Annotated in this window: 19 protein-coding genes, 4 pseudogenes and 1 other annotated feature; of the genes and pseudogenes, 11 read left to right on the top strand and 12 right to left on the bottom strand. The window is 63.9% G+C overall.

Going from position 1 to position 22,442, the window contains the following annotated elements:
• Positions 1 to 4 precede the first annotated feature (4 nt).
• On the bottom strand, positions 5 to 2,707 hold the full coding sequence (locus ACFWO3_RS19250; RefSeq protein ID WP_378580736.1) for a phosphoenolpyruvate synthase: 2,703 nt from the start codon (positions 2,705 to 2,707) through the stop codon (positions 5 to 7).
• A gap of 161 nt (positions 2,708 to 2,868) precedes the next feature.
• Here ACFWO3_RS19250 and ACFWO3_RS19245 point away from each other — a divergent pair, with 161 nt between their 5' ends.
• Entirely contained in the window at positions 2,869 to 3,747 is an 879-nt protein-coding gene (locus ACFWO3_RS19245) for an ABC transporter ATP-binding protein (protein WP_378580733.1), read from the top strand.
• A 29-nt stretch (positions 3,748 to 3,776) separates the two neighbouring features.
• Here ACFWO3_RS19245 and ACFWO3_RS19240 read toward each other — a convergent pair whose 3' ends face one another.
• Entirely contained in the window at positions 3,777 to 4,769 is a 993-nt protein-coding gene (locus tag ACFWO3_RS19240) for a helix-turn-helix transcriptional regulator (protein WP_378580730.1), read from the bottom strand.
• A 63-nt stretch (positions 4,770 to 4,832) separates the two neighbouring features.
• On the opposite strand from ACFWO3_RS19240, the gene ACFWO3_RS19235 reads away from it, so the two are divergent.
• Positions 4,833 to 6,239: an FAD-binding oxidoreductase gene (locus ACFWO3_RS19235; protein ID WP_378580727.1), complete on the top strand. Its 1,407-nt coding sequence runs from the start codon at positions 4,833 to 4,835 to the stop codon at positions 6,237 to 6,239.
• Here the strand turns inward: ACFWO3_RS19235 and ACFWO3_RS19230 are convergent.
• Both ACFWO3_RS19230 and ACFWO3_RS19225 read right to left on the bottom strand, forming a co-directional pair.
• Entirely contained in the window at positions 6,220 to 8,535 is a 2,316-nt protein-coding gene (locus ACFWO3_RS19230; protein WP_378580724.1) for an MMPL family transporter, read from the bottom strand. The genes ACFWO3_RS19235 and ACFWO3_RS19230 overlap by 20 nt on opposite strands.
• Before the next feature lie 115 nt (positions 8,536 to 8,650).
• Positions 8,651 to 9,160 carry a hypothetical protein gene (locus ACFWO3_RS19225; RefSeq protein WP_378580722.1) on the bottom strand — a complete coding sequence of 170 codons (510 nt, stop codon included), beginning with the start codon at positions 9,158 to 9,160 and terminating at the stop codon, positions 8,651 to 8,653.
• Between the two features lie 88 nt (positions 9,161 to 9,248).
• On the opposite strand from ACFWO3_RS19225, the pseudogene ACFWO3_RS19220 reads away from it, so the two are divergent.
• Positions 9,249 to 10,503: pseudogene (locus ACFWO3_RS19220) on the top strand (IS3 family transposase).
• Positions 9,533 to 9,663: a sequence feature (AL1L pseudoknot), on the top strand. (Overlaps the previous pseudogene by 131 nt.)
• A gap of 98 nt (positions 10,504 to 10,601) precedes the next feature.
• Positions 10,602 to 11,171 (top strand): dihydrofolate reductase family protein, encoded by a 570-nt coding sequence (locus tag ACFWO3_RS19215; RefSeq protein ID WP_378580719.1) that lies wholly within the window; start codon positions 10,602 to 10,604, stop codon positions 11,169 to 11,171.
• Here ACFWO3_RS19215 and ACFWO3_RS19210 read toward each other — a convergent pair.
• The 3 genes and pseudogenes from ACFWO3_RS19210 to ACFWO3_RS19200 form a co-directional block, all read right to left on the bottom strand.
• Positions 11,119 to 11,676: a hypothetical protein gene (locus ACFWO3_RS19210; RefSeq protein ID WP_378580716.1), complete on the bottom strand. Its 558-nt coding sequence runs from the start codon at positions 11,674 to 11,676 to the stop codon at positions 11,119 to 11,121. The two genes, ACFWO3_RS19215 and ACFWO3_RS19210, sit on opposite strands and share 53 nt — an antisense overlap.
• Entirely contained in the window at positions 11,669 to 11,962 is a 294-nt protein-coding gene (locus tag ACFWO3_RS19205) for an FAD-binding domain-containing protein (RefSeq protein ID WP_378580713.1), read from the bottom strand. Before ACFWO3_RS19205 ends, ACFWO3_RS19210 begins: the two co-directional genes overlap by 8 nt.
• Positions 11,963 to 12,058: 96 nt before the next feature.
• A pseudogene (locus ACFWO3_RS19200) lies at positions 12,059 to 12,305 on the bottom strand (DUF2867 domain-containing protein); the annotation flags it as partial.
• Positions 12,306 to 12,669: 364 nt separating this feature from the next.
• Here ACFWO3_RS19200 and ACFWO3_RS19195 point away from each other — a divergent pair.
• Positions 12,670 to 13,947, top strand: a complete 1,278-nt coding sequence (locus ACFWO3_RS19195) for a YncE family protein (RefSeq protein WP_378580710.1) — start codon at positions 12,670 to 12,672, stop codon at positions 13,945 to 13,947.
• A gap of 165 nt (positions 13,948 to 14,112) precedes the next feature.
• Here the strand turns inward: ACFWO3_RS19195 and ACFWO3_RS19190 are convergent.
• Positions 14,113 to 14,226, bottom strand: a pseudogene (locus ACFWO3_RS19190) (DUF2252 family protein); the annotation flags it as partial.
• 54 nt (positions 14,227 to 14,280) lie between these two features.
• Here ACFWO3_RS19190 and ACFWO3_RS19185 point away from each other — a divergent pair.
• The 4 genes from ACFWO3_RS19185 (at position 14,281) to ACFWO3_RS19170 (ending at position 16,716) form a co-directional block, all read left to right on the top strand.
• Positions 14,281 to 15,234 (top strand): RNA polymerase subunit sigma-70, encoded by a 954-nt coding sequence (locus tag ACFWO3_RS19185; protein WP_378580707.1) that lies wholly within the window; start codon positions 14,281 to 14,283, stop codon positions 15,232 to 15,234.
• 93 nt (positions 15,235 to 15,327) lie between these two features.
• Positions 15,328 to 15,804, top strand: coding sequence for an SRPBCC family protein (locus ACFWO3_RS19180; RefSeq protein ID WP_378580704.1), 477 nt, complete (start codon positions 15,328 to 15,330; stop codon positions 15,802 to 15,804).
• Between the two features lie 59 nt (positions 15,805 to 15,863).
• Positions 15,864 to 16,013: a hypothetical protein gene (locus ACFWO3_RS19175; RefSeq protein WP_378580701.1), complete on the top strand. Its 150-nt coding sequence runs from the start codon at positions 15,864 to 15,866 to the stop codon at positions 16,011 to 16,013.
• Between the two features lie 4 nt (positions 16,014 to 16,017).
• A complete protein-coding gene (locus tag ACFWO3_RS19170) occupies positions 16,018 to 16,716 on the top strand; it encodes an ATP-binding cassette domain-containing protein (protein ID WP_378580698.1) in 699 nt (232 codons plus the stop codon).
• A 50-nt stretch (positions 16,717 to 16,766) separates the two neighbouring features.
• Here the strand turns inward: ACFWO3_RS19170 and ACFWO3_RS19165 are convergent, their stop codons facing one another.
• Together ACFWO3_RS19165 and ACFWO3_RS19160 are read right to left on the bottom strand one after the other, a co-directional pair.
• Positions 16,767 to 17,324 carry a response regulator gene (locus ACFWO3_RS19165; RefSeq protein WP_378580695.1) on the bottom strand — a complete coding sequence of 186 codons (558 nt, stop codon included), beginning with the start codon at positions 17,322 to 17,324 and terminating at the stop codon, positions 16,767 to 16,769.
• A 314-nt stretch (positions 17,325 to 17,638) separates the two neighbouring features.
• Positions 17,639 to 19,288 carry an acetolactate synthase large subunit gene (locus tag ACFWO3_RS19160; RefSeq protein WP_378580692.1) on the bottom strand — a complete coding sequence of 550 codons (1,650 nt, stop codon included), beginning with the start codon at positions 19,286 to 19,288 and terminating at the stop codon, positions 17,639 to 17,641.
• Between the two features lie 66 nt (positions 19,289 to 19,354).
• Between ACFWO3_RS19160 and ACFWO3_RS19155 the strand changes: the two genes are divergently transcribed.
• Positions 19,355 to 20,383 (top strand): AraC family transcriptional regulator, encoded by a 1,029-nt coding sequence (locus tag ACFWO3_RS19155; RefSeq protein ID WP_378580689.1) that lies wholly within the window; start codon positions 19,355 to 19,357, stop codon positions 20,381 to 20,383.
• 91 nt (positions 20,384 to 20,474) lie between these two features.
• Here the strand turns inward: ACFWO3_RS19155 and ACFWO3_RS19150 are convergent.
• Both ACFWO3_RS19150 and ACFWO3_RS19145 read right to left on the bottom strand, forming a co-directional pair.
• A pseudogene (locus ACFWO3_RS19150) lies at positions 20,475 to 20,808 on the bottom strand (FAD-linked oxidase C-terminal domain-containing protein).
• 370 nt (positions 20,809 to 21,178) lie between these two features.
• The gene (locus ACFWO3_RS19145) at positions 21,179 to 21,658 is read right to left on the bottom strand and encodes a winged helix-turn-helix transcriptional regulator (protein WP_378580686.1); all 480 of its coding nucleotides are present in this window, start codon (positions 21,656 to 21,658) and stop codon (positions 21,179 to 21,181) included.
• A 96-nt stretch (positions 21,659 to 21,754) separates the two neighbouring features.
• Here ACFWO3_RS19145 and ACFWO3_RS19140 point away from each other — a divergent pair, with 96 nt between their 5' ends.
• The gene (locus ACFWO3_RS19140; RefSeq protein ID WP_378580683.1) at positions 21,755 to 22,438 is read left to right on the top strand and encodes a dihydrofolate reductase family protein; all 684 of its coding nucleotides are present in this window, start codon (positions 21,755 to 21,757) and stop codon (positions 22,436 to 22,438) included.
• The last annotated feature ends 4 nt before the right edge of the window (positions 22,439 to 22,442 follow it).

Genomic DNA, 22,442 nt, shown 5'->3' with positions numbered 1-22,442 from the left:
GCCGTCACTCGGCATCCCTACCAGTCCCATCGGAGAGTACGACGACGACGCCCCGTGCCCCGTCTACTCTCAGGTTCATCCCCGTTCGCACCAATTTCGTTACGTCCTTCACTTGCACAACGGTGGGAACACCGAGCTCGCGGGCAATGATCGCGACGTGAGTGAGAGGACTCCCACGCTCGATGACCAGTGCGGATGCAGACGGCAGCGCGGCCACCCAGCCGGGATCGGTGCGATAGGCGATGAGAATTCCCCCTGCCACGTCCCGAGGTTCGTCGACTACCACGGCACGGCCCTCCACGATGCCGGACGCCGAAGGTGTTCCCTCCAGGACTGCGCCGCTCTCGGCGGCTTCGGTGGCTTCGAGAGGAATCCAGCCCTGCTTCTCGAGCGCATCGACGCTGAAGTCCACACCCTCGGTCACGAAACGCGGCGGCGCGACCAGCAACGAATCGCGGGACTTCTGTGCCTTGCGGCCCGCGACGAGATCACGCAATGTTTCCGTGTCGGTTGCACCTTCGTAGCAGCCGCGTAGTTCGTCGAGTCGGAGGTAGAACACGTCCGAGAACTCGTCGAGGACGTCGCGCCGAACCAGATCGCGGCCGAGTGCACGCAGCATCCTTTTCACCATGCCGAATGCCCTGGTCCGGCAGAAACGCAAGCGTTCGCGGTTGGCAAGAGAACGGCTGGTCTTGCTCCGCAGCTTCTCGTAGGCCCGCCGACGGATGCCGCCAAGATGCTCGTCCAGGTAGTCGTCGGCATCGGCGCGTTTGCTCATCGGCCCCTCCGGCAGCGCGCTGCGCAGCATCACGAAGAGACTCGAAGGATCTTCACGCAGATCGGGCGCCTCGAGTTTCAGCTCGTCGAGGCTTCGGTAGCCGTAACTGTCTATATAGGCGTCGACCTCGGCGGCGAACTCCGTCCACTCACTCGACTTCAGCTTTTCGTAGGCGGTCGCCGGGTCGGTGGTGTTCACGAAGTCGAGCAGTTTCGGGTCTGCGCGAACATGCTCGGCCATCAGACTCATCGCCCGTGCAGGTTCCGCAGATTCCACGTCCGAACCTGGGCTGACCACGGCGTACGTGAACCACTCCGGCGCGTTCGGCAGAAAGGCCTTGGTGAGCAGGTAGAGCAGACCCGAGGACGTGAGGAGGATGGCGTCGAGAACCATCATCGGGCCCCAGCGGTCCACGAGATCGCGCTCCATACGGCGGTAACGCTTGTATACCTCGTCCCCGGTCAGGGCGTCGTAGTCGATTGCGTCGTACTTGTCGTAGACGCGGTAGAAGCCCCTCATGAACCTGTCGGTCTTCTTGTCGATCTCGAAGAACCGCTTGATGTAGGTGGCGGTGGTCACCGCACGGGAAACCACGCGAGCGGGTAACGAGTCGAACGTGAAGGGTTTCAACGTTTTCGCGGTTGCGTCGTCCAGAGGTTCGTCCACTCCGAGCGCTACTTCGAGTACACGGCGATTGAGCGGGTAGCCGGGTGCGATGCCGACCATTCGATACCAGTGCAGGAGGTTGTAGTAGACGCGGCCGTGGAAGTACCCGAGCATCACCGGGTTCCACGACTGCATCTGCTTCAACTGCGCCTTGGGCACCCGCAAGGACTTGGCGTAGCTGAGGTATACGCGGCCGTAGACATCCGACGCTGTCGTGAATGTCAGCGGTGAGCTGATTCCGCTGAAACTCTCGATGATGTTGGAGTTGTCCCAGATTCGCAGTTCACCGGCAGGAACGTCTTCGTCCGCGCCCTGCAACTGCACACCGGGCAGGCGTGCCGAGACGGGTGGTTCGCCGAGGGTGGTCACCGGCCGCGACTGCACGATCCAGATGTCGTCGCCGCCCAGGAGCCATTCGATGTCCTGGGGAGCGCCGTAGATCTCCTCGATCCGGTTGCCGACCTCGACGAGCCTTCCCACCTCGTGATCCGTGATCGCGGGCCGGCTCCGCAACTCGTCCGGTACGACGATCGGAGCGAGCCCGTGATCGCCGTCGGCGACGTACTGCTGCTCCTTCTCTCCGACTATCCGGTCTCCGAACACTCCGGTGTCCTTGTTCACCACCACCGAATCGGCGTCGACGGCCCCCGAGACGAGGCCTTCACCGAGCCCGAGGACCGAACTGATCACGATCTCGTCGCGGGCACCGGTGATCGGGTTCGCAGTGAACATGACACCGCTCGCGCGTGCGGGGACGAACTGCTGGATCACCACGGCGATGCCGGAGGCGGACACGGTCGTCCCGCTGCTCAGCAGGTAGCGCACCGAACGATCGGAGTAGGCAGACACCCAGCAGCGACGCACGCAGTCGAGAACGTCTTCCTCGCCGAGGACGTTGAGAAACGAGTCGAACTGGCCCGCGTGCGAGAATTCCGAACCGTCCTCGGCAACGCCCGACGAACGCACCGCAACGGAACCGCCGCCGACCGACTCGTAGGCACCCAGTACCGAGGCACGGACCGAACTCGGAAACTCCGCCTCGGCGATACCGGCGCGCAGGTCCGCTGCCAGTGCGAGAGCGTGCTCGAGATCCTCGGTGTCGGCGAGTTCTCCGATCATGCCTTCGAGGTCGTGTGCCACGACGAATGCAGCGAACGCGTCGACCGCCACCGCCGTCCACAGCGGCACCGGTAACCCCGCTGAGCTCAGCCGATGCAGACTCGCGCCTTTGCCGCCCGTTCGATAGACCTCGTCTTCACTCACCCGGATTTCACCCCACCGTTCTCGCGTACTCCCACCATTGCGCCACCATAACCGCGGATCGGCGGGTGGGCACGGGGTAGCGCCGAATCCGATACAGGCGAACCGGATTCGCCCGGGGCGAAGACTTCGCACGTCACCCGAGGTGGTAAGCAGAACTCATCATGAGCCCAGGCATACAGACCCACGGACCCGAGACGAACCCCAGCGACGACGTCGTGCTGGCAGTGAACGACGTGACCGTCGTGCGGCAGGGCCGCGCCCTGATCGAGTCGATCAGTGTCGACGTTCGTGCCGGCGAACAGTGGGCTCTTTTCGGTCCGAACGGGGCGGGGAAATCCACGCTGCTCGCATTGTGTGGTGCGCGGCTTCATCCCACCTCCGGGACGGTGCACGTGCTCGGACACCGCCTAGGCAGGGTCGACATGCGCTCACTACGCACGCACATCGGCCACGTAGATCCACGATCGCGCATCGAGCCTGCCCTCACCATCCGGGAGACCGTGTTGACGGGTCTGCATGCCGCCTCCGACATTCCCAAGCGGTGGGCACCGTCGGCCGACGAGGAAGCACGCACGGACGAACTGATCGACGCCCTCGGGTTGGCTGAACGGTCGTCGAGCCAGTGGGCCGTGCTGTCCCAAGGTGAACGTGGACGGGCTCTGATCGCCCGGGCACTGATCACACGGCCCGATCTGCTTCTGCTCGACGAGCCGACCACCGGACTCGACGTGGCAGCCCGCGAGATCTTGCTCGGCGTACTCGCCGAACTGCGAGTGCTCCGCCCCGAATTGTCGTCCGTGCTGGTCACCCACCACCTGGAAGAGCTTCCCAGCACCACCACCCACGCACTCGTGATCGCGAACGGTGCCGAGGTGGCCCAGGGCAATGCGGAGAAAACTCTCACTTCCGACATCATCACGCGGGCCTTCGAGTACCCCATCGACATCGAGCGCAAGAAGGGGCGATGGTCGGCCACCGGGGCGCAGTCCACCTCGGCGGCCGACCATTCGTCCGCGTTGCTCAGCCGCCCGACCTCGTAGCCACCAGCTCGTCCTCGGGGTCGGTCGGGTCATCGATCATGAGACGGGATTCGACCCAGTCGCGTTCCGAGCCGGCGCAGACGGCCCGTGATATCCGGGGGTGCATCGAGGATGAACTCGGCTCCGAGGGCGGCGACGAGCACGATGTACTGAGTGACCAGATCCGGAGACTCGGCCGTGAGGCGGACCTGGCACCGGCCGGGGCCGAGGGCATCGATCTCGCCTGGGATCGGCCCGTAGATGCCGTCCCTGACTGCTGCTTCCGATAGGTCCACGGTCAGTCGCGCCGTGTAGCGGTAGTTGGCCGCTGCCAGTGAGCGCATGACGAAACTGACGGCATCGGTTGCCGGCAGCTCCCGTCGATCGGCGGGTCGATGGGTGCGGCGGGGCGTGTCGATGCGGTCGATACGGAAGGTGCGCCAGTCCCCGCGATCGTGGTCGTCTGCCACGAGGTACCAGAATCCACGGTGGGTGACGAGACTGTGCGGCTCGACCCGTCGCGGGCTGACGCGTCCGCCACGACCGCGGTAATCGAAGCGAACGATCTCGTGCTCGCGGCAGCAGGCGGCCAGAATGGCTAGCGTGGCCGGGTCGACGTGTGCCGCGTCATCGCCGGGTGCGGCGCTGGTGGCGCGGGAGATCGCAGCCAATTGCGGGCGCAGGCGTGGCGGGAAGATCTGCTCGAGCTTGACCATGGCCGTGAGCGAAGCGTCCTCGATCCCACTGATTCCACCCCGGCCGGCCATGGCCAGCCCAGCAGCCACCGCGACGACCTCTTCGTCCTCGAGGGTCAGGGGCGGGATATTGCTCCCGGCTGCAAGCCGGTATCCGCCCGCCGTTCCGGTGGTTCCGGTTACCGCGTAATCGAGGGCGCGCAGCCGTTCGATGTCGCGGCGCACCGTTCGCTCGGTCACTCGCAGCCGCTGGGCCAGTTCGGCGCCCGACCAGATCCGGCGCGACTGCAGCAGGCCGAGCAGCCGCAGCATTCGCTCGGGCAGATCGCGCCGTCGAGGTTCGTCCATGTAGTTCAGACTGCCACTCATTGCGGACGTGCAACGTCCGGAAGGACGCCTAGCGTCGCCTTCATGGAGATCACCGAGACCGACAGACAGTCCATCGACCAGTACGTGAACGGAACTGTTTACACGGGTACCCAAGACCCGGAAGACAGGGCGGGTGCTCAGCTTCTCGCCCCGCATCATCCAGCGGTCGTGCTCGAAGCGGAAAGTGCCGAGGATGTCTCTCGGGCCGTAGCGTTCGCCGCGGATCACGGGATGCAGGTGGCGGTCCAAGCCACCGGGCATGGGCGCACGCGCGCTCTCCACAGGGGCCTGCTGATCGATACGGGTTGCATGTGCGAGGTGAGGGTCGACTCCGGGACACGTAGGGCGTGGGTCCCGGCCGGGGCAACGTGGCAGCATGTCATCGAGCAGGCGGCACCACACGGGCTGGCGCCGCTGTCGGGCAGCCTCCCCACGGTCGGCGCACTCTCCTACACCCTGGGTGGGGGCGTCGGGCTCCTCGCTCGACGCTACGGCTACTCAGCCGACCATGTGACGCGATTCGAAGCGGTGACCGCCGACGGCAAGATCCGGCAGGTGAGCCCAGAAGACGAACCTGACCTGTTCTGGGCACTACGCGGAGGTGGCGGCAACGTCGCCGTCGTGACCGGCATGGAGATCGGTCTCATGCCCGTCGCAGAGCTCTACGGCGGCAGCCTGATGTTCGACCTCGCGAAGTCCCCCGAGGTACTCACCGCCTGGACCGCGTGGACCAGGTCGGTACCGGAGGCGATGACCTCGGCGGTGGCGGTGATCCCCTTCCCGGACCTACCCATGATCCCAGCGGACGTACGAGGGCGTCAGGTGGTCCAACTTCAGGTCAGCTTCGCCGGACCGGAGGAAGAGGGACGACGTCTCGTCGAGCCGCTGCTCCACGCCGGATCGCCGCTGCGAAACACGTTGCGCACCATCCCCTATATCGAGTCCGGGGCGGTCTTCGACGAACCGGACCGTCCGGCGGCGTACCGGGGAAAGAGCGTGCTCGTCGACGGCCTCGATCCGCGCTCCCTGTCCGAACTTTCCCATCGAGCCGGCGGGTGCATCGTCGGGGTGCGACACCTGGGGGGCGCTCTGGCGCGCACCCCAAATGTTCCGAGCGCCGTTGGCCATCGGTCTGCCCAGTACTCCGTGGGCGTGTTGTCCCTGCTCCACAACAGCGATCCCAGCGGAGTGTCTCAGGTCCAGGACGAGTTGCTCGCCCCGTTCGCGCCGCGCCGTCTCGGTCTCTCGCTGAACTTCACTTTCGGCCCGGTCGAGCCGGATCAGGTGCGATCCGCCTTCACACCGGCCGATGCCGACCGCCTCGGCGAGATCACGGCACGCTACGACCCGTGCGGCGTCCTGTACGCCAATCACCCGATCCCAACGCCATCCGAGTCCACCTCGGCGGCCGACCATTCGTCCGCGTTGCTCAGCCGCCCGACCTCGTAGCCACCAGCTCGTCCTCGGGGTCGGTCGGGGCCGTCCGCGATCCGAGCTTGGCACCCTCGATGTCGATGTTCGGAAGGATCCGGTCGAGCCACTTCGGGATCCACCATGCGGATTCACCCATGAGCGCGAGCAGTGACGGGATGATGACCATCCGCACGATGAAGGCGTCCAGCAGAACGCCGGCTGCCAGTGCAAAGCCCATCGACTTGGCGACGACGTCCTCTTCCAGCAAGAAGGCGCTGAACACCGAGATCATGATGATCGCCGCGGCCGTCACGACGCGTGCGCCGTGGTGGTAGCCGTTGACCATCGCGTCCTTCGGACTCGACCCGTGCACGTATTCCTCACGCATTCGGGTCACGAGGAACACCTGGTAGTCCATCGCCAGTCCGAACACCAAGCCGATCAACATGATCGGTAGGAAGCTGACGATCGGTCCCGGATCGGAGATCAACCCGAGGGCGCCTTCCTGGAATATCAGCACGGTGGCACCGAACGTCGCTGCCATCGACAGAAGGAACCCGAGGGCAGCCGTGAGCGGCACCAGAATCGACCTGAACACCAGGATCAGCAAGAGGAACGCTGCGCCCGCCACGATGCTCATGTACGGGACGACCGAGCCGAGCAGCTTGTCGTCCACGTCGGCGTAGATGGCCGTGGTTCCGGTGACGCCGTACTGCATTCCGAACTCTTCGGAAAGCCCAGCCTCGGCATCGCGCACGTCCTTCACCAGGTCCTTGGTGTCCTGGTTGTTCGGACCCGACAGCGGGATCGCCTGGAACAGCGCTCCGGCACCGTCCTCGCTCAGTGTCGGGCCGACGACGTAGTCCATGTCCCCGTAGGACTCCATCTCGCCGCGCAGCCGATCGAGAGCGGCGTCCCGGTTCTGCTCCGGGACATCGCTGAGGTCGACCGCTACCTGGAGCACGCCGTTGCTGCCTTCACCGAACCCCTCGGTCCGCAGCTCGTAGGCCTGGCGCACAGTCGAGTCCGCCGGTGCACTCTCCTCGCCCGGCAAACCGAGGCTGAGGTTGAGAGCGGGTGCGGCGAGCGCACCGAGCACGACGACTCCGAAGATCAGGGTCAACGCGGGCGCCTTGCTGATGAATCGAGCGACGCGCTGGCCATTCGTGACCGAGGTGTCGTCCTCGGGGTCGTGCTTGGCGACGAACGGAATCTTCGGTTTGAACAGGAACCGCCCGAACGCGCCGAGCAGTGCGGGCATCAGGGTCAACGCCACGAGCACCGCGAACGCGGCCGCGATGGCGCCGCCCAGTCCCATGAAGGTCAGGAACTCGACCCCGACGATGCTGAGGCCGCTCAGCGCGATCACCACGGTCAGACCGGCGAAGACCACGGCCGAACCCGCCGTTCCCACGGCACGACCGGCCGCTTCCTCGGGACTCTCCGAGACCGTCAGCTCGTGTTTGTACCGGGAGACGATGAACAGCGCGTAGTCGATCGACAAGGCGATACCGATCATCGACGCCAGGAACGTCGTGAACGTCGGAATGGTGAGCACCGAGGTGCCGGCCATGATGAGCATGGTCGCCGCGGCCAATCCCACGATTGCGGTGATGATCGGGACGAATGCTGCGATGAGAGCACCGAACGCAATGATCATCACGATCAGGGCGACACCCATACCCATCAGTTCTGCGGTGCCGCCGGGTGCGCCTTCCTCCATGGCGATCGACCCGCTCACCTCCACCTCGAGGCCCGCGTCGCGTGCAACGTTTCCGGCGTCGTAGGCAGCTTCACGATCTTCGGGAGTGATGTCCTCGAAGGATGCGATGGAGAACGGCACCTCCAGGAAGGCGACACTGTCAGGACTGTTCTCGTTGAGAACGTTGAGAGGCGCTGCGGTGCAGGTGGAAGCGAAATCTGGGCTCGCTCGATCACCGTCGAGGCAACCCATCTCTTCCGCCGCGGTTACGGGGTTCTGAAGCGGTTGTTCCTTGTCGACGATCCCCAGGCTTTCCAACTCCGCGACGAGTGAGTCGACGGCGGCGCGATTCTCCGGGTCCGTGAGCTTCGTTCCATCCGGTGCCCCGATCACGTAAGTGCCGGTCACAGCATCGAAATCGAATGCGGCGGACATGCCGGGGAAGTGTTCGTCCATGATTTCCGTCGCCCTCTCGGACGGCAGATTGGGCATGGTGAAGTTGTCTTCCATGGGTTTCGACACCGCCGTTGCGAGTGCACCCAGCACGATCACCATCAAAAGCCATATGGGCAACACGACCCATTTGCGCCGAAACGCGAACTTGCCGAAACGATAGAGATAGACAGACACGAGAATTCCCCTCGGATTGCACTGACAGGCACCGAACGACCGCCGTCTCGCTCACAGTCGACCACATGATCATCAACCGTCGGGGAGTGATTTGTCATCAGGGTTATCCCCGAGATCACAGCTCGCGCCGACTTCGAGGCCGCACACGTGTGATCAATCTGTCGGGATCGTCGACGTAGAGGCTGATCGCGAAGACGTCCGTACTTCGTCGATTTCCGGGCAGAAGTCCGGGTATGCGTGCGGGGACTGGGCTCTTCAATGCGACGTCGACCATGGTTCCGTCCGCATTCGGCAGGAACAGTCGTCCATCGGCGATCGTCGCCGCCGTCTCGGTGAATCTTCGTCGGTGAGCGACAACGTCTATGTCGTCCAGGTCGACCTCGGCGACGACTTCACCGGATCGCCGAAGAATCAGTCGACCACTCGTCGCGTAGTGCGGATGGGAGCGATCGATTGCAAAGTGCCCCAACAACATCAGGAGTGACAATACCGACAGTACGAGCACCCCACCTTGCAGCCACATCCACGGAATCAGCACATGGAGGACCACTACCTCGATTCCCGCGGCCACCGCGAATGCCACCGGAATCACGAGTGTGCCCTTGCCCGAGTCGAATACGGTCACATCTTCGGTGCCGTGTTGGTAGTGAACTCTGCGGTCTGAACCGTCCTGGGTCTGGTGGAGACCGTGATCTCACCAGGAGAATGACGGAATGGCTGCACCACGAAAGTTCGATCAGGAGACCCGTGAGCGGGCAGTGAGGATGTACCACGACCGACGTGCCGAGCACGGGGAGTCCAAGCTCCGCGCCCGTGAGCATGTCGGCGAGTTGCTGGGCGTGCATCAGGCGACGCTGCGGAACTGGATCGAAAGGGACGCCCCGGTCGCGGCGGGGCAGGGTTCGAAGACGGTGGCCGATCAGGATGCAGAGCTGCGAGCCCTTCGCCGTGAGGTGTCCGAGTTGCGGCGGGCCAATGAGATTCTGAGAACGGCGTCAGCGTTTTTCGCGGCGGCGGAGGTCGACCGCCGACTGCGGTGATCGTCGACTACATCGACGCGCATCGTCATCTTTCGGGGTCGACCCGATCTGTGCCGTACTCACCGAACACGGCATCACGATCGCCCCGTCCACCTACTACGCACGCAAGCACCGCCCGATCTCGCCGGCCGCGGTGGCCCAGGCCCATGCCGCGAACGCTGTGCACCGGCTGTATTGGGCCAACAGGGGTCTCTATGGTGTCCGCAAAATGTGGCATGCGATGCAACGCGCTGGCCACGACGTCGGCCGGGACCAGGTAGGTAGGTTGATGGCGATCTGCGGCGTTGTCGGAGTGGTGCGCGGACGACGCCGAACGGTGACCACGCAGCGTGATGATCGGGCGCCTCGACACCCGGATCTGATCGGCCGCCGTTGGGGTGCGCCGGCCGGTCCGGATCAGTGGTGGGTCGCCGACTTCACCTATTGCTGGACGCTGTCCGGGTTCGTCTACACCTTCGTCGTCGATGTGTTCTCCCGCCGGATTCTGGAGTGGCGGGTGATGACGACGAAGGCTACCTCGCTGGTGTCCGGTGTCCTCGAGCAAGCACTGTTCACACGTCGCAGAAGTGATTTCTCTTTCACAGCAACAGGTTTGGTTCATCACTCCGATGCCGGGTCGCAATACACGTCGCTGGCATTCACGGAGGCGTTGATCGAATCGGGGCTCGCCGGATCGATCGGCACCGTCGGTGATGCGCTCGACAATGCGTTGATGGAATCGACGATCGGGTTGCACAAGACCGAGTTGATCGACCGGCAGAAATCGTGGACCGGACGCAGCGAGATCGAGCGGGAAACCGCGTCCTGGGTGCATTGGTACAACACCAGCCGGTTGCACTCGGCGATCGGATACCTTCCGCCCGTCGATTACGAGAACGAGCACCGTCAGCAGTGCTCGAACGCCACCTCCGACTGCGAGGTGGCCTGAACCAGGTCTCCATCACATCCAGGACGGTTCAGTCCACTACCGATATTTGTGGTGAATTATCGACTCGAGCTGTGGCCGAACACGACTACGTTCGAGGCATGTCCAACATGGTCTTTTCCGTGATCGGTTCGCTCGACGGATATATCGCCGACGAGCGGGGAAACTTCGACTGGGCGTACCCGGGCGAGGAGGTCATCGCTTTCCTCAACGCGCGAAGCGAGGGCGTCACCACCCACCTGTACGGGCGGAGAATGTACGAAATGATGGCGGTCTGGGAGACGGATCCTGCTGCTACTGCGCAATCACCGGAGTCTGCGGCGTTCGCGGAGATATGGAAGCAGGCCCGAAAAGTCGTGTACTCCACCACGTTGGAGGCGGTGTCCACACGCAACACCCAGCTCGAGCGGACATTCGATCCCTTGGCCGTCCAGCAGATCAAGGACGAGTCGGACGGTGACCTGTACATCGAGGGGCCGACCCTCGCGGCTCACGCCTTTCGCGCCGGACTCGTGGACCGAGTGGAGATCGTTGTCGTTCCCATCATCGTGGGCGGTGGCACCCGCATCTATCCCGAACATGTACGCCTCGACCTCGAACTCGACGGCGAACAACGATTCACGAACGGGATGGTGCACCTTCGGTATCGATCTCTACGCAGTCCCACGTGATCGTTCGTTCTCGCGGAATCGGATCTCCGAACTCCACGAACGTGGACGGCCCCGACGGATTCACCGAGTACCAGCCCGGATAGCTGGTCGGCAGGCGATTGGCTTCCCGGGTGACCACACCCCGCCGAACGATGACACCCCGTGAGAGCGGAACCGTCGTACTGAACAGATGTAGGTAGCGGTCGTACATGAGGCAGCCGGTCAACTCGGCGTCACCCTCACCAGCAGATTCACCGTGCAGGAGTGCCGACACGTTCGGGTCCGCGTGCGCGACGTACTCGTCCTTGCCGGATTGTTCGACGCGCACCCTTTCGATGTGGACGGGCACGTTCTCGCTCACGAGTTCCGGCGGAAGGGTGTCGGCCGGACACCATTCCGTCGTCGCCTCGATCGGATCGCCGACGTGGAGGCGCTCGTAGCCTGGTTCCTGATCGACGAGCATCCAGATCCTCATGCCACAACGGTCGTCCGCGGGCGGCTCGCACGCAACCGTCTCCTCACTCACGAATCCTTGGACCGCGCGGTGTGAAAGGCTGCGCGCCTGCACGATGATCCACGATCGACGCCGGATACCCCGCGGATTCGTCCGGGAGCAGCTTCCACGGCGTGTGCGCGTCGAAACCGGCAATTCCACCGAGTTCGGGTACCCAGCGACGCATATACGCGCCGTCGGCGTCGTAGCGCTCGGCCTGCCGGATGGGGTTGAGCACCCGGTTGGGGCCGGGCAGCAGTGAGCACCGGGTTGTCGTGCACCCGCAGGTCACGGGTGAACAGGCGATCGCGACGGTCATTCGGCGGCTCCTGTCACGATGCGGACCATTCCCCCGAAGACGATGAAACGGCGCGATCGCCTTCCAGTAGGCGTGACCAGCCGACCCACGGAGAAGGAAGACGGCAGGTTGCCGATACACGGACCCAACATGTCCATCCGAAACCACGGACAGCTCGAGCCAAGCCAGCCCCGGAACTCGCATCTCCGCGCGCAGTCGTAGAAGCCGCGGCCGTTCGATCTGCTCGACTCGCCACCAGTCGAGAGCCTCACCGTGGTGGAGCCTGCTGGAGGGCCTTGCGACCGCGTCGCAGCCCGACTCTGCTCACCATTCGCTCGATCCATCCGCGTAACGACCACGCCAGTGGGAATGAATACCAACCGGCCTCACCCCCGATGGATTCGATGACACGCCAGAGCGTTTAGGAGTCGGCAGTCGTGCATGCTTCGCGAACGTCCTCGTATACGGATCCGCCGGACCAATCCGGATCTGTCGGTAGCGGGTCCGAGGACAGTGGGCACAACCACAACCGAACCCCCTCTGCCGCAATCGAAATTGGTGACATCGCACGTTTCGTGGCGAACCTGCGCTACTTTCTTCCGGAATCCGTGCGTTATCGCACTGTTACCGCTACGTTGTCCGCACGTGCCTGAACCGCGGTAGCGCCAGAACGCTTCTACGGCGTGCGGCACCGCCCCGCCCGCCCACACAGTCACGAGGATTTGTCCATGGTCAAGCCCGGAAACTTCTTTCGCCCATCGAGACTCGGATTGATTCGCCGTGCAGCCGTAGCCGCGGTCGCGCTGACCTCTATCTCCAGCGCCGTGGCGATCGCGGAGCCGACGCCGCCTGCTCCAGGATTACGCGAGGTGCTGCTCGTCGGCAATAACTGGGAGGGAACCGCAGACGTCATCGGCTCGACCGCGCCGTACGAGAAGGTCGGCCGGATCAGCGTCATTCCGGACAAGGAGGCGCGCATGGCCGAGATCTTCTCCAATCCGGTCAGCGCCGCACTGTTCCTCGGAATCCGTCATACGGTCGGCGAGGGCAATGACCAGTTGATCGACGATCTGTACACGACGCGCGACGGCGAGTCCATCATTGCCTCGCGTCCCAGTTTCGCCGACGTGGTCTCCGTCGACATCGAGTCCGGTGACATCAACTGGCGATTCCCGGTCTCGGGCTTCCGTGCCGACCACATGGCGATTTCACGGGACGGTGCGACCGTCGCCGTCTCGGCGTCTACGAGTAACACGGTGCATGTCGTGGACACTGCGACCGGTGTCGAGCGCGGCCAGTTCGCGACAGGCGACAAACCGCACGAGAACTACTACACGAGCGACGGCAAATACATCTGGAACATGGCGATCGGGGAGGTCAACACGCCCTTGGATGCGCCGGCGCTCGACTTCACCAAGGGTGATCGCTACATCACGGTCGCCGACACCACCAACTTCGAGCGGGTGCGCACCATCGACATGCGTGAGCGCCTCGACGCGTTCGGTCGCAACGACCTTTCCGACTCAGTGCGCCCCGTCGCGTTCACCCCGGACGAAAGCAAACTGTACTTCCAGGTGTCCTTCTTCAACGGATTCGTGGAGTATGACATCGCCCAGGACCGGATCACGCAGATAAAAGAACTGCCCAAGAACCCGGAAACGAGTCCCCGCCGGTCCGACTGGATCAACGACTCCCGTCACCATGGGCTTTCGATGAGTCCGGACGGCAGCAAGCTGTGCGTCGCCGGGACCATGGACGACTATGCAACCATCGTCGATCGCGAAACCTTGACCGAAGGTCCACTCGTCCCCGCGAGCAAGCCGTACTGGGCTACGGTGAATGGGACAGGCACCGACTGCGTCATTTCCGAGAGTGCATCGGATTCGGTGTCGGCCATCAGTTTCGAATCGGGTGAGAGGGTTGCCAGCATTCCCGTCGGCGACCATCCGCAGCGAATCCGACTCGGCGCCGTCCCGACCACGTGGAGCGGGACGAACAACAATTGAGTTGGGCAGGCACTACCGCCGCTGACTCCGAGCGGTCGAACGTGCGGTGACGCCCGCGATTTCATCTTCAGTGAAGGCATTCACGAACAACCAGTGGTCTCTACGGCTCACATCGGCGTAACCGATTCCGATCCGCCGTCGATCACCTCTGAAGTGTCCGACCTACGCCTCCTCGAAGTCGTTGACATCGAAGATCAGCGTGTCCTCTCCGAAATTCATGTACGTCCCGAAGTTCTCGAGATGCAGGTCGCCATGAACAAGCACCCGCCCGGTGCGTTCAAGCATTGAATGGGTCGTAGGTCCCGTGTCGGACGCGGTGATTACGGTAGCCACATGAGCGAGGAATTGTCCGTCGACGACCTCGAAGCACTCCGCGGACCACTGACCGGATACTGCTACCGAATTCTCGGCGCTGCCGCAGACACCGACGACGCAGTGCAGGAAACCATGATCCGAGCGTTCGGAAAGCTGGGACAGTTCGATCCCGAACGCGCCCGGCTGACGACATGGGTGCATCGCATCGCTACCAATGTCTGCTTCGACATGCTCCGCGGAGCCGGCAGACGTGCCCTCGTCATCGATATGAGTCCCTATTCGTCCGGACCCGATCTGGGTGTTCCCCTGCCCCCCGATCGGTGGGTGGAACCCATGCCGGACTCACGTCTGCTCCTCGCCGCGGACCCTTCGGACATCGCAGTGGAGCGAGAGACGATTCGTCTCGCGTTCGTCGCGGCGCTGCAGAGACTTGCTCCAAGGCAACGGGCCGTGCTGGTGCTGCGCGACGTTGTCGGCTTCACCGCACAGGAGACCGCCGACACGCTGGAGACAACGGTGGCGGCGGTGACGAGCGCGCTGCAACGCGCCCGGGCCACGCTGGAAGCCGACCGGCCCACGGCGGCCGACGTTCTCGACCCCGCAGACCCCGAACAGCAACGGTTGTTGCGACGCTACGTCGCCGCGTTCGAGTCGCACGACATGGCACAGCTGAGCGAACTACTGCGGGAGGACGCGATCACGTCGATGCCTCCGTTCGTGTGGTACCTGCGTGGACGCGAAGACATCGTGGCGGTGATGGGGGCAGGCGACGCCTGCGTGAGCGACCGTCTGATTGCCACGAGCATCAACGGGTCACCGGGATTCGGCCAGTATCGGCCGGACGAGGACGGGGTTCTGCGTCCGTTCGCACTGCTCATGCTCGAATTGCGTGAAGGTCTGGTGTCGCACAGCGTGACCTTCCTGGGTGCTGCGGACCGCTTCCCCGAATTCGGCTTACCCGAACGGCTGTGAATCGGTTTCGCCGCGACCGATTAGTTTCCGCCGCCGTGGACGTACAAGAAGGAGAACAGCACACACTCGGCCCTTCGACCCACAGGAGCAGTCATGACGAACGAGACCATGAACGCCACCATCACCATCGACGCACCAGCTCACACCGTGTTCGGGATCCTCGCCGACCCGACGAAACACGCGGCCATCGACGGCACGGGCTGGGTGCGGGAATCGCTCGACGGGATTCACCTCACCGAGGAGAATCAGGTCTTCCGGATCGCTATGTTCCACGGCAACCATCCGGACGGAGCGTACGAAATGGCGAACCGAGTGGAGGTCTTCGATGCGCCACGCGCGATTTCCTGGGTACCCGGCCAGGAAAACGGTAACGGGAAGATCGAGTACGGCGGCTGGACGTGGCGCTACGACCTCGAACCGAACGGCGCAGGATCGACCGTCGTCACCCTGACCTACGACTGGTCGGCGGTTCCGTCGTACATCCGCGAAGAGATCCAGTTCCCGCCGTTCGACCCGGACCATCTCCACAACTCGCTCGAGCACCTGGCCGCCCTTGCACGTCCCGCGTGAGCATTGTGTATGTTTCACTACGTAACAGATACTTCTATCGGGCAACGTGAGGGGTGGCGATGACTGCAGGCATTCTCTTCTCGATCGGACTCGCTGTTTTCGTGGCAGCACTACTGCATCCGGGTTCGGATCTCGACTTCACAGGCCGTTCGGTCCATGCCACGTGCAAGGCCCGTAGTCACCCCGGTCGGCGACGGGTGCGGTACTGAGCAGGTGGCCTCCGAGCTCCGCAACTTCACCGTGCACATCGACACGGGACGCTGGAGCGAGACGGTTGTCGACAGCGTGGACCTCCTCGTCCCGGACGGTCGGATCACCGCGCTGCTCGGGGAATCGGGCTGTGGGAAATCCATGGTGGCAGCAGCCCTGACGGGCACCTTGCCCGAATCGGCGCACGTCAAAGGACAGGTGCGCGTAGGCGCCACGGTCGGTTATGTACCTCAACAGGGGGTCACAGCATTCGACCCCGCCGTGAGCGTCGGCGATCGACTCCACGACCTCGAGCTGCGTCACAAGCGGTGCACGGTGGCCGAGGCCGCGGCCGCCGCACAGTACCCGGTGGCCGAAGTTGGTAGCCTCTATCCACACCAGCATTCAGGTGGACAGATCCAACGCGCTGCCCTGGCCGCCGCGTTCCTGACCGCGCCGGACCTCCTCGTCGTGGACGAGCCCACCGCCTCGTTGGACCTGGGAACCGCCTACCAGGTGTGGCACAGCCTGCGCCGGTACGCCGATACCGGCGCAGCTGTCCTGGTGATCACGCACGACGTCTCGATCCTCGTCGCAACGCGGGTTGCCAACCACATGTCGATCATGAGGGAAGGTCGAATCGTCGCTGCGGATACGGTATCTCGGGTGTCCACAAGCCGCGATCCGTACGTTCAGGGATTCTTTCGGGCATTCGGCGAGTAACGAGAACCGCCTCGACTGCTCACCGAGAGACCATCACGAGGGGTTGGCTTCTACGGCAGGTGGGTTTTCACCGTGGCTTCGCCGATGTGCAGTTCTCTTCCGATTGCGGCGTTGGTGTAACCCTGTGCCACCAGGGAAAGAACTTGAATCTCGCGGTCCGAGAGCGTCGGCGTCCTCGGAGTCCGCACGCGACGAGCCAACCGAACCGCGACCGATGGTGCCAGCACCGTCTCGCCACGCGCCGCAGCCCGGACGGCCTCTGCCAGTTCTGTTCTCGTCGAATCCTTGAGCAGGTACCCGGAGGCGCCGGCCTCCACCGCACGGAGTATGTCCGCGTCGGTTTCGTACGTCGTCACCACCACCTTGCAGTCGGGACGTTCGAGAAGAATCCGTTCGGTGGCCGCGACACCGTCCACGCCGGGCATGCGCAGGTCCATGAGCATCACGTCCGGCGCCACCCGGCCGACCACTGCCACAGCTTCCGCACCCGAGTCGACTTCGCCGGCAACTGCGAGGTCTTCCTCGGCATCGAGCACGCCGCGCAGCCCTTCCCTCACCACGGGATGATCGTCGACCAGCACGATGCTGATGGTTTCTCGGGCGGTCATGTCGGGATCTCCATCTCCACCGTCGTTGCCTTCCCCGCATGGCGAATCCGCCTCCATGCTTGCCGAAGTCGAGGGCGAACACCGCGAACCCGGCCTCGGCGAGAGCGGGCCTGAGGGCGAACCAATTCACGGCCATGGTCTCCGCGAGCCCGGGCACAGGTTCATCGGTGGCTTCGCCGGGTCGACCTCGTCCCACTGGTTGGCGGGCGGGGGTCGACGGCGCGTCGACCGTGCATATACGCGGCGCGGGCGTTACGCGGAGGCGGCCGACTACTGCTCATCTACTTCCTGCTTCCTGGATTCGGTGGTGCCACTCACGGTTGCAACTTGCGCTTGACCGCACGCGCGAGCGGACCCGGAAGATGCTCCAACGAACCGAGGACATGCGGCATGGCCTTCAGCTTCCACGGACTGAAAACCGGTTGAATGACGACCTCTATGAGATGCGGTCCCGGCTCGGCATAAGCACGCTCGAGCTCCGCTACCAAAGACTGCGCATTCTCTGCCCGAGTCGACGGCACCCCGAGCCCATTACCCAGTTGAACGAAATCGATTGGGGGCGTGTTCAAGTCGAGTTGCGCCTTCGCCTTCGGTCCAGGATCTCCGGCGCCGACGCGACTGAGCTCGAGATTCAGGATCGAGTACGACCGATTGTTCAAGATCAGAACCGTGACATCGAGCTGTTCACGGGCCATGGTCCACAAGGACTGAATCGTGTACATCGCCGACCCGTCGGCTTGCAACGCGAGCACCTTCCGGTCCGGGCATGCGACGGCAGCGCCGACCGCGACCGGCAAACCCTGACCTATCGCGCCGCCGGTCAGGGTGAGCCAGTCGTGCGGAGGTGCGCCCGCCGTGGTCGTGGGCAGGCTGGTCCCGGAGGTCTGGGATTCGTCGGACACGATCGCACCTGCCGGCAAGGTGTAACCAACAGCTGCCGAGACTGTGTCCGCGGTGAGCTTCCCGCGCGGGCGGTCGGGGCGGGACGGCTGTTGAAGTACCGGTGGCTCATCGCCCTCGATTCGCGTACCGATCGCTTCCAAAGAGCCGATCACGTCCGTGTCCTCCGCCGCCAATGTATGAACCTGGCAGCTCTCGGGCACCAGGTAGCTCTTCTTGTCCGGGTAGGCGAAGAAGGAGACGGGCGCATCCGTGTCGATCAGGATCAGGTGTTCCAGACCGTCCAGCTGTACCGATGCGAGCTCGGCCAAGTAGGCGAGCCGCTCGACCACGGGCCGACCGGCGCCCCGCTCCATTCGAGCCGGGAACGTCTCGGCGAGCAGGCGAGCGCCGGTCGCCGCGGCGAACTTCGCAGCAAGCGTCAGGGCGGGCTCGCGTAAGCCCCTTCTGCCCACCAGAATTGCCGTCCGCCGCCCCCGACCCAGCGCATCGACCACGGCGTCGAGCGTCGACTCGTCGACGACTTCGCCTCGATGCGCGGACTCGACTTCGCCGACTACGCCGCCTTCGCCCCAAGAGACATCCGCGGGAAGAATGAGAGTTGCGACCTGGCCAGGAGGTCCGGAAGCAGCCCGCACCGCCGCCGCTGCGTCCGACCCGAGCCCTTCGGTGCTCGGGGACGTACGTACCCACGACGACACGTTCCGTGCAACGGTCTCGATATCCGACTGCAACAACGCGTCGTACTGCACGTGATAGGTGGCGTGATCACCGACGATATTGACGACCGGAACCTTGCCTTTGCGCGCGTTGTGAAGATTCGCCACACCGTTACCGAGACCGGATCCGAGATGCAGGAGCGTCGCCGCGGGACGATCGGCCATCCGCGCGTAGCCATCGGCGGCGCCCGTGGCCACGCCCTCGAACAACGTCAACACTGCCCGCATCTCCGGGACGTCGTCCAACGCCGCGACGAAGTGCATCTCGGAGGTTCCGGGATTCGTGAAGCAGGTGTCGAGCCCGTTCTCGATCAGCGTGCGGATCAGGGATTGTGCACCGTTCATGCATCGAGGTTGTCTCGGTTCGGGAGCAATTGCAATGACTTCGCGCCCCGACTACTTTGACATTTCGTGCCACATTGGAAGGACGCGCCCACTGTCGATCCCCGCACGGTGTCGAACGCCTATGTGCGCACACTGATCTCCACGGTCGAGAAGGCGGGGATGCCGCGATCCTTACTGCTGAAAGGGTTGCACCCCGGTGCAGCGGACCTCGTGGTTCCGAACGGCAGAATCTCGGTCGAGGTGGTTCACCGACTGTGGGAACGCGCTGTCGACTACACCCGCAACAGACTTCTCGGACTTGCGATGGCGGCAAATGTCACGCCGGGTACGTTTCGCTCGCTGGGACTGGCGATGGTGCACGCCGCATCGCTCGCGGAAGTTCTGATACTGGTGGCCAGGCACAGCCGACTCGTTAGCGAAGTAGGCTCCCTCACAGTCGGTCGTCACGACGACGGCGCCATGTCGGTGATCTTCTCCGACCAGATGTTGCGCAAGCAGTTGCTGCCGCAGCAGGCAGAAGTGGCGATCGGCGCGGTCCATACGCACGCACGCTGGCTCTCCGGTCACTCGCAGGTCATACCTCAGGCAGTTTCGTTCCGTCATCCCCCTCAAGGGGGTCGTTCGGCATACGAGGACTTCTTCGGGGTGCCGGTCCGATTCGGGGCGCCGCTGGACGAATATGTGCTTTCTGCAACAGACCTCGCTGCGCCACTCCCTTACGCAGATGCCGAACTGTTCGCGATTCAGGCCGCGCGACTCGAACAGGAATTGGCTTGCCTTCCCCCGGTCGGTTTCGTTTCGGCCTTCGCAATCCAATGGCTGGAGGCGCGCCCGCCCGGTTCCGTCCGCATCTCCGATCTGGCGGTCAGGATGGGCACGAGCGTCCGAAGCCTGCAACGGCAGCTCGCCGCCGAGGACACGAGCTGGTCGCAGGTTGTCGACTCCGCGCGGCGAAACGCCTGTACATCACTCCTGACTCAGGGCCTCCCGTTGGACCAGATAGCGCAGCGCCTGGGATACCATGATGCCAGCAGCCTGAGCCGCGCCGCGAAACGTTGGTTCGGCACAACGCCCGGTCGGATGCGGGGCCTATGAGCCTGACCTGTCCAATCGCGGCCGACGTCGGATGCCCGGTTTCGGGTCCGACGCGGGCATGATCACTCGTCCGATGCGCCCGAATCGGGGATCAGTTTGCCCGGGTTGAGAATTCGTGGGGGTCGAGTTCGTTCTTGACCGCACGCAGAATCCTGTCCCCTACGCCCACCTCGTGTCCGACCCACGGGCGATGATCGGTTCCGACCGCATGGTGGTGGGTGATGGTTCCACCTGCGCTCGCGATTGCGCATGGTGAAGTAGTACAGCGATGCACCACCTGCATACAGGTGCGAAATATGGCACTGAACCAGAATGTTCGGGCCGAGCGCCGCGACAATGACTTCCCGAACCCCCGTGTAGAGGTTGAACAGATTCGACCAGGAGGTCGCAGTCTCGAGGGTCTCGACGAGGATTCCCTTGTCCATGAGGTAGTCACGCTGGTAAGGCCCACTGAATCGGCGGCTCATCCGATGCTCGGCGATCGTCTTGGGAAGTCGAACACCCTTGTGTGAGCGCATGATTCGACGAGCAATCCCGCGCCGGTAAGCCAAATTTCGCCGATCGGTGTCTTCCCACTGCAAGACCCCCAGAACGGGGGAACGCCATCCGCGCGCGCATGTAACCCAGCGCGGACAGCCCGGAGCCGGCTGGCCGAGCACGACCGACGCCTCGTCGGGATCGGAGAGACGACTCGGGCACCGACTACTGACCGATGCCGAACCCCACACATCGTGGAGTGGCGAGCCGCGCTGCTGTGGAGGGATATCTCGCTCCCTGCCGCGTCGGGCCTTCCGATCAGTGACGCATTCTTTCGTAGGCGGCTTGTAGCTCGGCGCTCGCCAACGGCGCCGTCGGGTTCGGCCGCGGGATGCCGAGGTGAAGTTCGCGCAGCTCGTCCATCAGGCCTTCCACGAGTTCTGGCCGCTCTCGCATCAGTTCTGCGCGCACGCGCAATTCCTCGGTACCGTCGCGGTGGTCGAGACCCCAGTTGCCTAGCGCCACCATCACGGGCAGCGTCGCGATACCCGCTTCGGTGAGTGAGTACATCGCTCGCTGTCCCCGTGTTGTGTCCGGTTTGGTGAGGAGTCCGGCCACCACGAGCCGCTTGAGCCGACTGCTGAGGATGTTCGAGGCGATGCCTTCTTCCGAACCGGTCAAGAGCTCACGGAAGTGCCGCCGATTGCCGAACATCATGTCGCGCAACACCAGCATCGACCAGGGATCGCCGAGCGTCTCGACCGCGGCATTGATCGGGCATCCGGATCGCTGTTCCATCGTCACCTCCAAAGTAGTTGCATTCTACTATCACCAGAACCTATGGTTGATCCAATTGCACAATGCAATCGGATTAGCGTGACCGGAGGAACCGAAATGTCTCGCACGCGCGTACACAACTTCTCGATCTCCCTGGACGGCTTCGCCACCGGCGAGGGCCTGAGCCTGGATGCGCCCTTCGGCCACGCAGGCCAACGGCTGCACGAATGGGTGTTCGCCACCTCTTTCTGGCGTGAACAGAGCGGTGAAATGACCGACAGCGCCGGAGACGTTCCGAGCCCTCGATCGGGCAATCACATCGGGGCGGGCGTCGACGACGCATTCGCCAGACTTTTCGCGCCCGGCATCGGCGCGGAAATCATGGGCTCGCGCAAGTTCGGACCGCCCGGCTGGCACGAAGACCCGGAATGGCGCGGGTGGTGGGGCGCCAACCCGCCTTTTCACACGCCCGTCTACGTGCTCACCCACCACGAGCGCCCGCCGCTGGAAATGGACGGCGGCACCACTTTTCATTTCCTGGACACGTCACCGAAAGAGGCGCTGGAACGAGCACGCGAGGGTGCGGAAGGTCGGGATGTGCGCATCGGTGGAGGACCGACGACCGTGCGCGAGTTTCTCGCTGCCGACCTGATCGATCACCTGCACGTGGTCCAGGTCCCGATTCTGCTCGGCCGGGGTGTCCGCCTCTGGGACGGATTGGAAGACCTTCAGGATTCGTACGAAGTCGAAGCGACGTCTTCGCCCAGCGGCGTCACGCATCTGACGTTCGATCGAAGCTGATCCG

The organism is Rhodococcus sp. NPDC058521, assembly GCF_042719695.1.
Lineage (GTDB): Bacteria > Actinomycetota > Actinomycetes > Mycobacteriales > Mycobacteriaceae > Rhodococcus_F.
This window is presented reverse-complemented; position numbering and strand designations above follow the sequence as displayed.

Excerpts from the sequence above, each read along its gene's own strand:
- ACFWO3_RS19245 (WP_378580733.1), top strand. The coding sequence starts at position 2,869 with ATGAGCCCAGGCATACAGACCCACGGACCCGAGACGAACCCCAGCGAC.
- ACFWO3_RS19240 (WP_378580730.1), bottom strand. The coding sequence starts at position 4,769 with ATGGACGAACCTCGACGGCGCGATCTGCCCGAGCGAATGCTGCGGCTG.
- ACFWO3_RS19235 (WP_378580727.1), top strand. The coding sequence starts at position 4,833 with ATGGAGATCACCGAGACCGACAGACAGTCCATCGACCAGTACGTGAAC.
- ACFWO3_RS19215 (WP_378580719.1), top strand. The coding sequence starts at position 10,602 with ATGTCCAACATGGTCTTTTCCGTGATCGGTTCGCTCGACGGATATATC.
- ACFWO3_RS19205 (WP_378580713.1), bottom strand. The coding sequence starts at position 11,962 with ATGACCGTCGCGATCGCCTGTTCACCCGTGACCTGCGGGTGCACGACA.
- ACFWO3_RS19195 (WP_378580710.1), top strand. The coding sequence starts at position 12,670 with ATGGTCAAGCCCGGAAACTTCTTTCGCCCATCGAGACTCGGATTGATT.
- ACFWO3_RS19185 (WP_378580707.1), top strand. The coding sequence starts at position 14,281 with ATGAGCGAGGAATTGTCCGTCGACGACCTCGAAGCACTCCGCGGACCA.
- ACFWO3_RS19180 (WP_378580704.1), top strand. The coding sequence starts at position 15,328 with ATGACGAACGAGACCATGAACGCCACCATCACCATCGACGCACCAGCT.
- ACFWO3_RS19175 (WP_378580701.1), top strand. The coding sequence starts at position 15,864 with ATGACTGCAGGCATTCTCTTCTCGATCGGACTCGCTGTTTTCGTGGCA.
- ACFWO3_RS19165 (WP_378580695.1), bottom strand. The coding sequence starts at position 17,324 with ATGACCGCCCGAGAAACCATCAGCATCGTGCTGGTCGACGATCATCCC.
- ACFWO3_RS19160 (WP_378580692.1), bottom strand. The coding sequence starts at position 19,288 with ATGAACGGTGCACAATCCCTGATCCGCACGCTGATCGAGAACGGGCTC.
- ACFWO3_RS19145 (WP_378580686.1), bottom strand. The coding sequence starts at position 21,658 with ATGGAACAGCGATCCGGATGCCCGATCAATGCCGCGGTCGAGACGCTC.
- ACFWO3_RS19140 (WP_378580683.1), top strand. The coding sequence starts at position 21,755 with ATGTCTCGCACGCGCGTACACAACTTCTCGATCTCCCTGGACGGCTTC.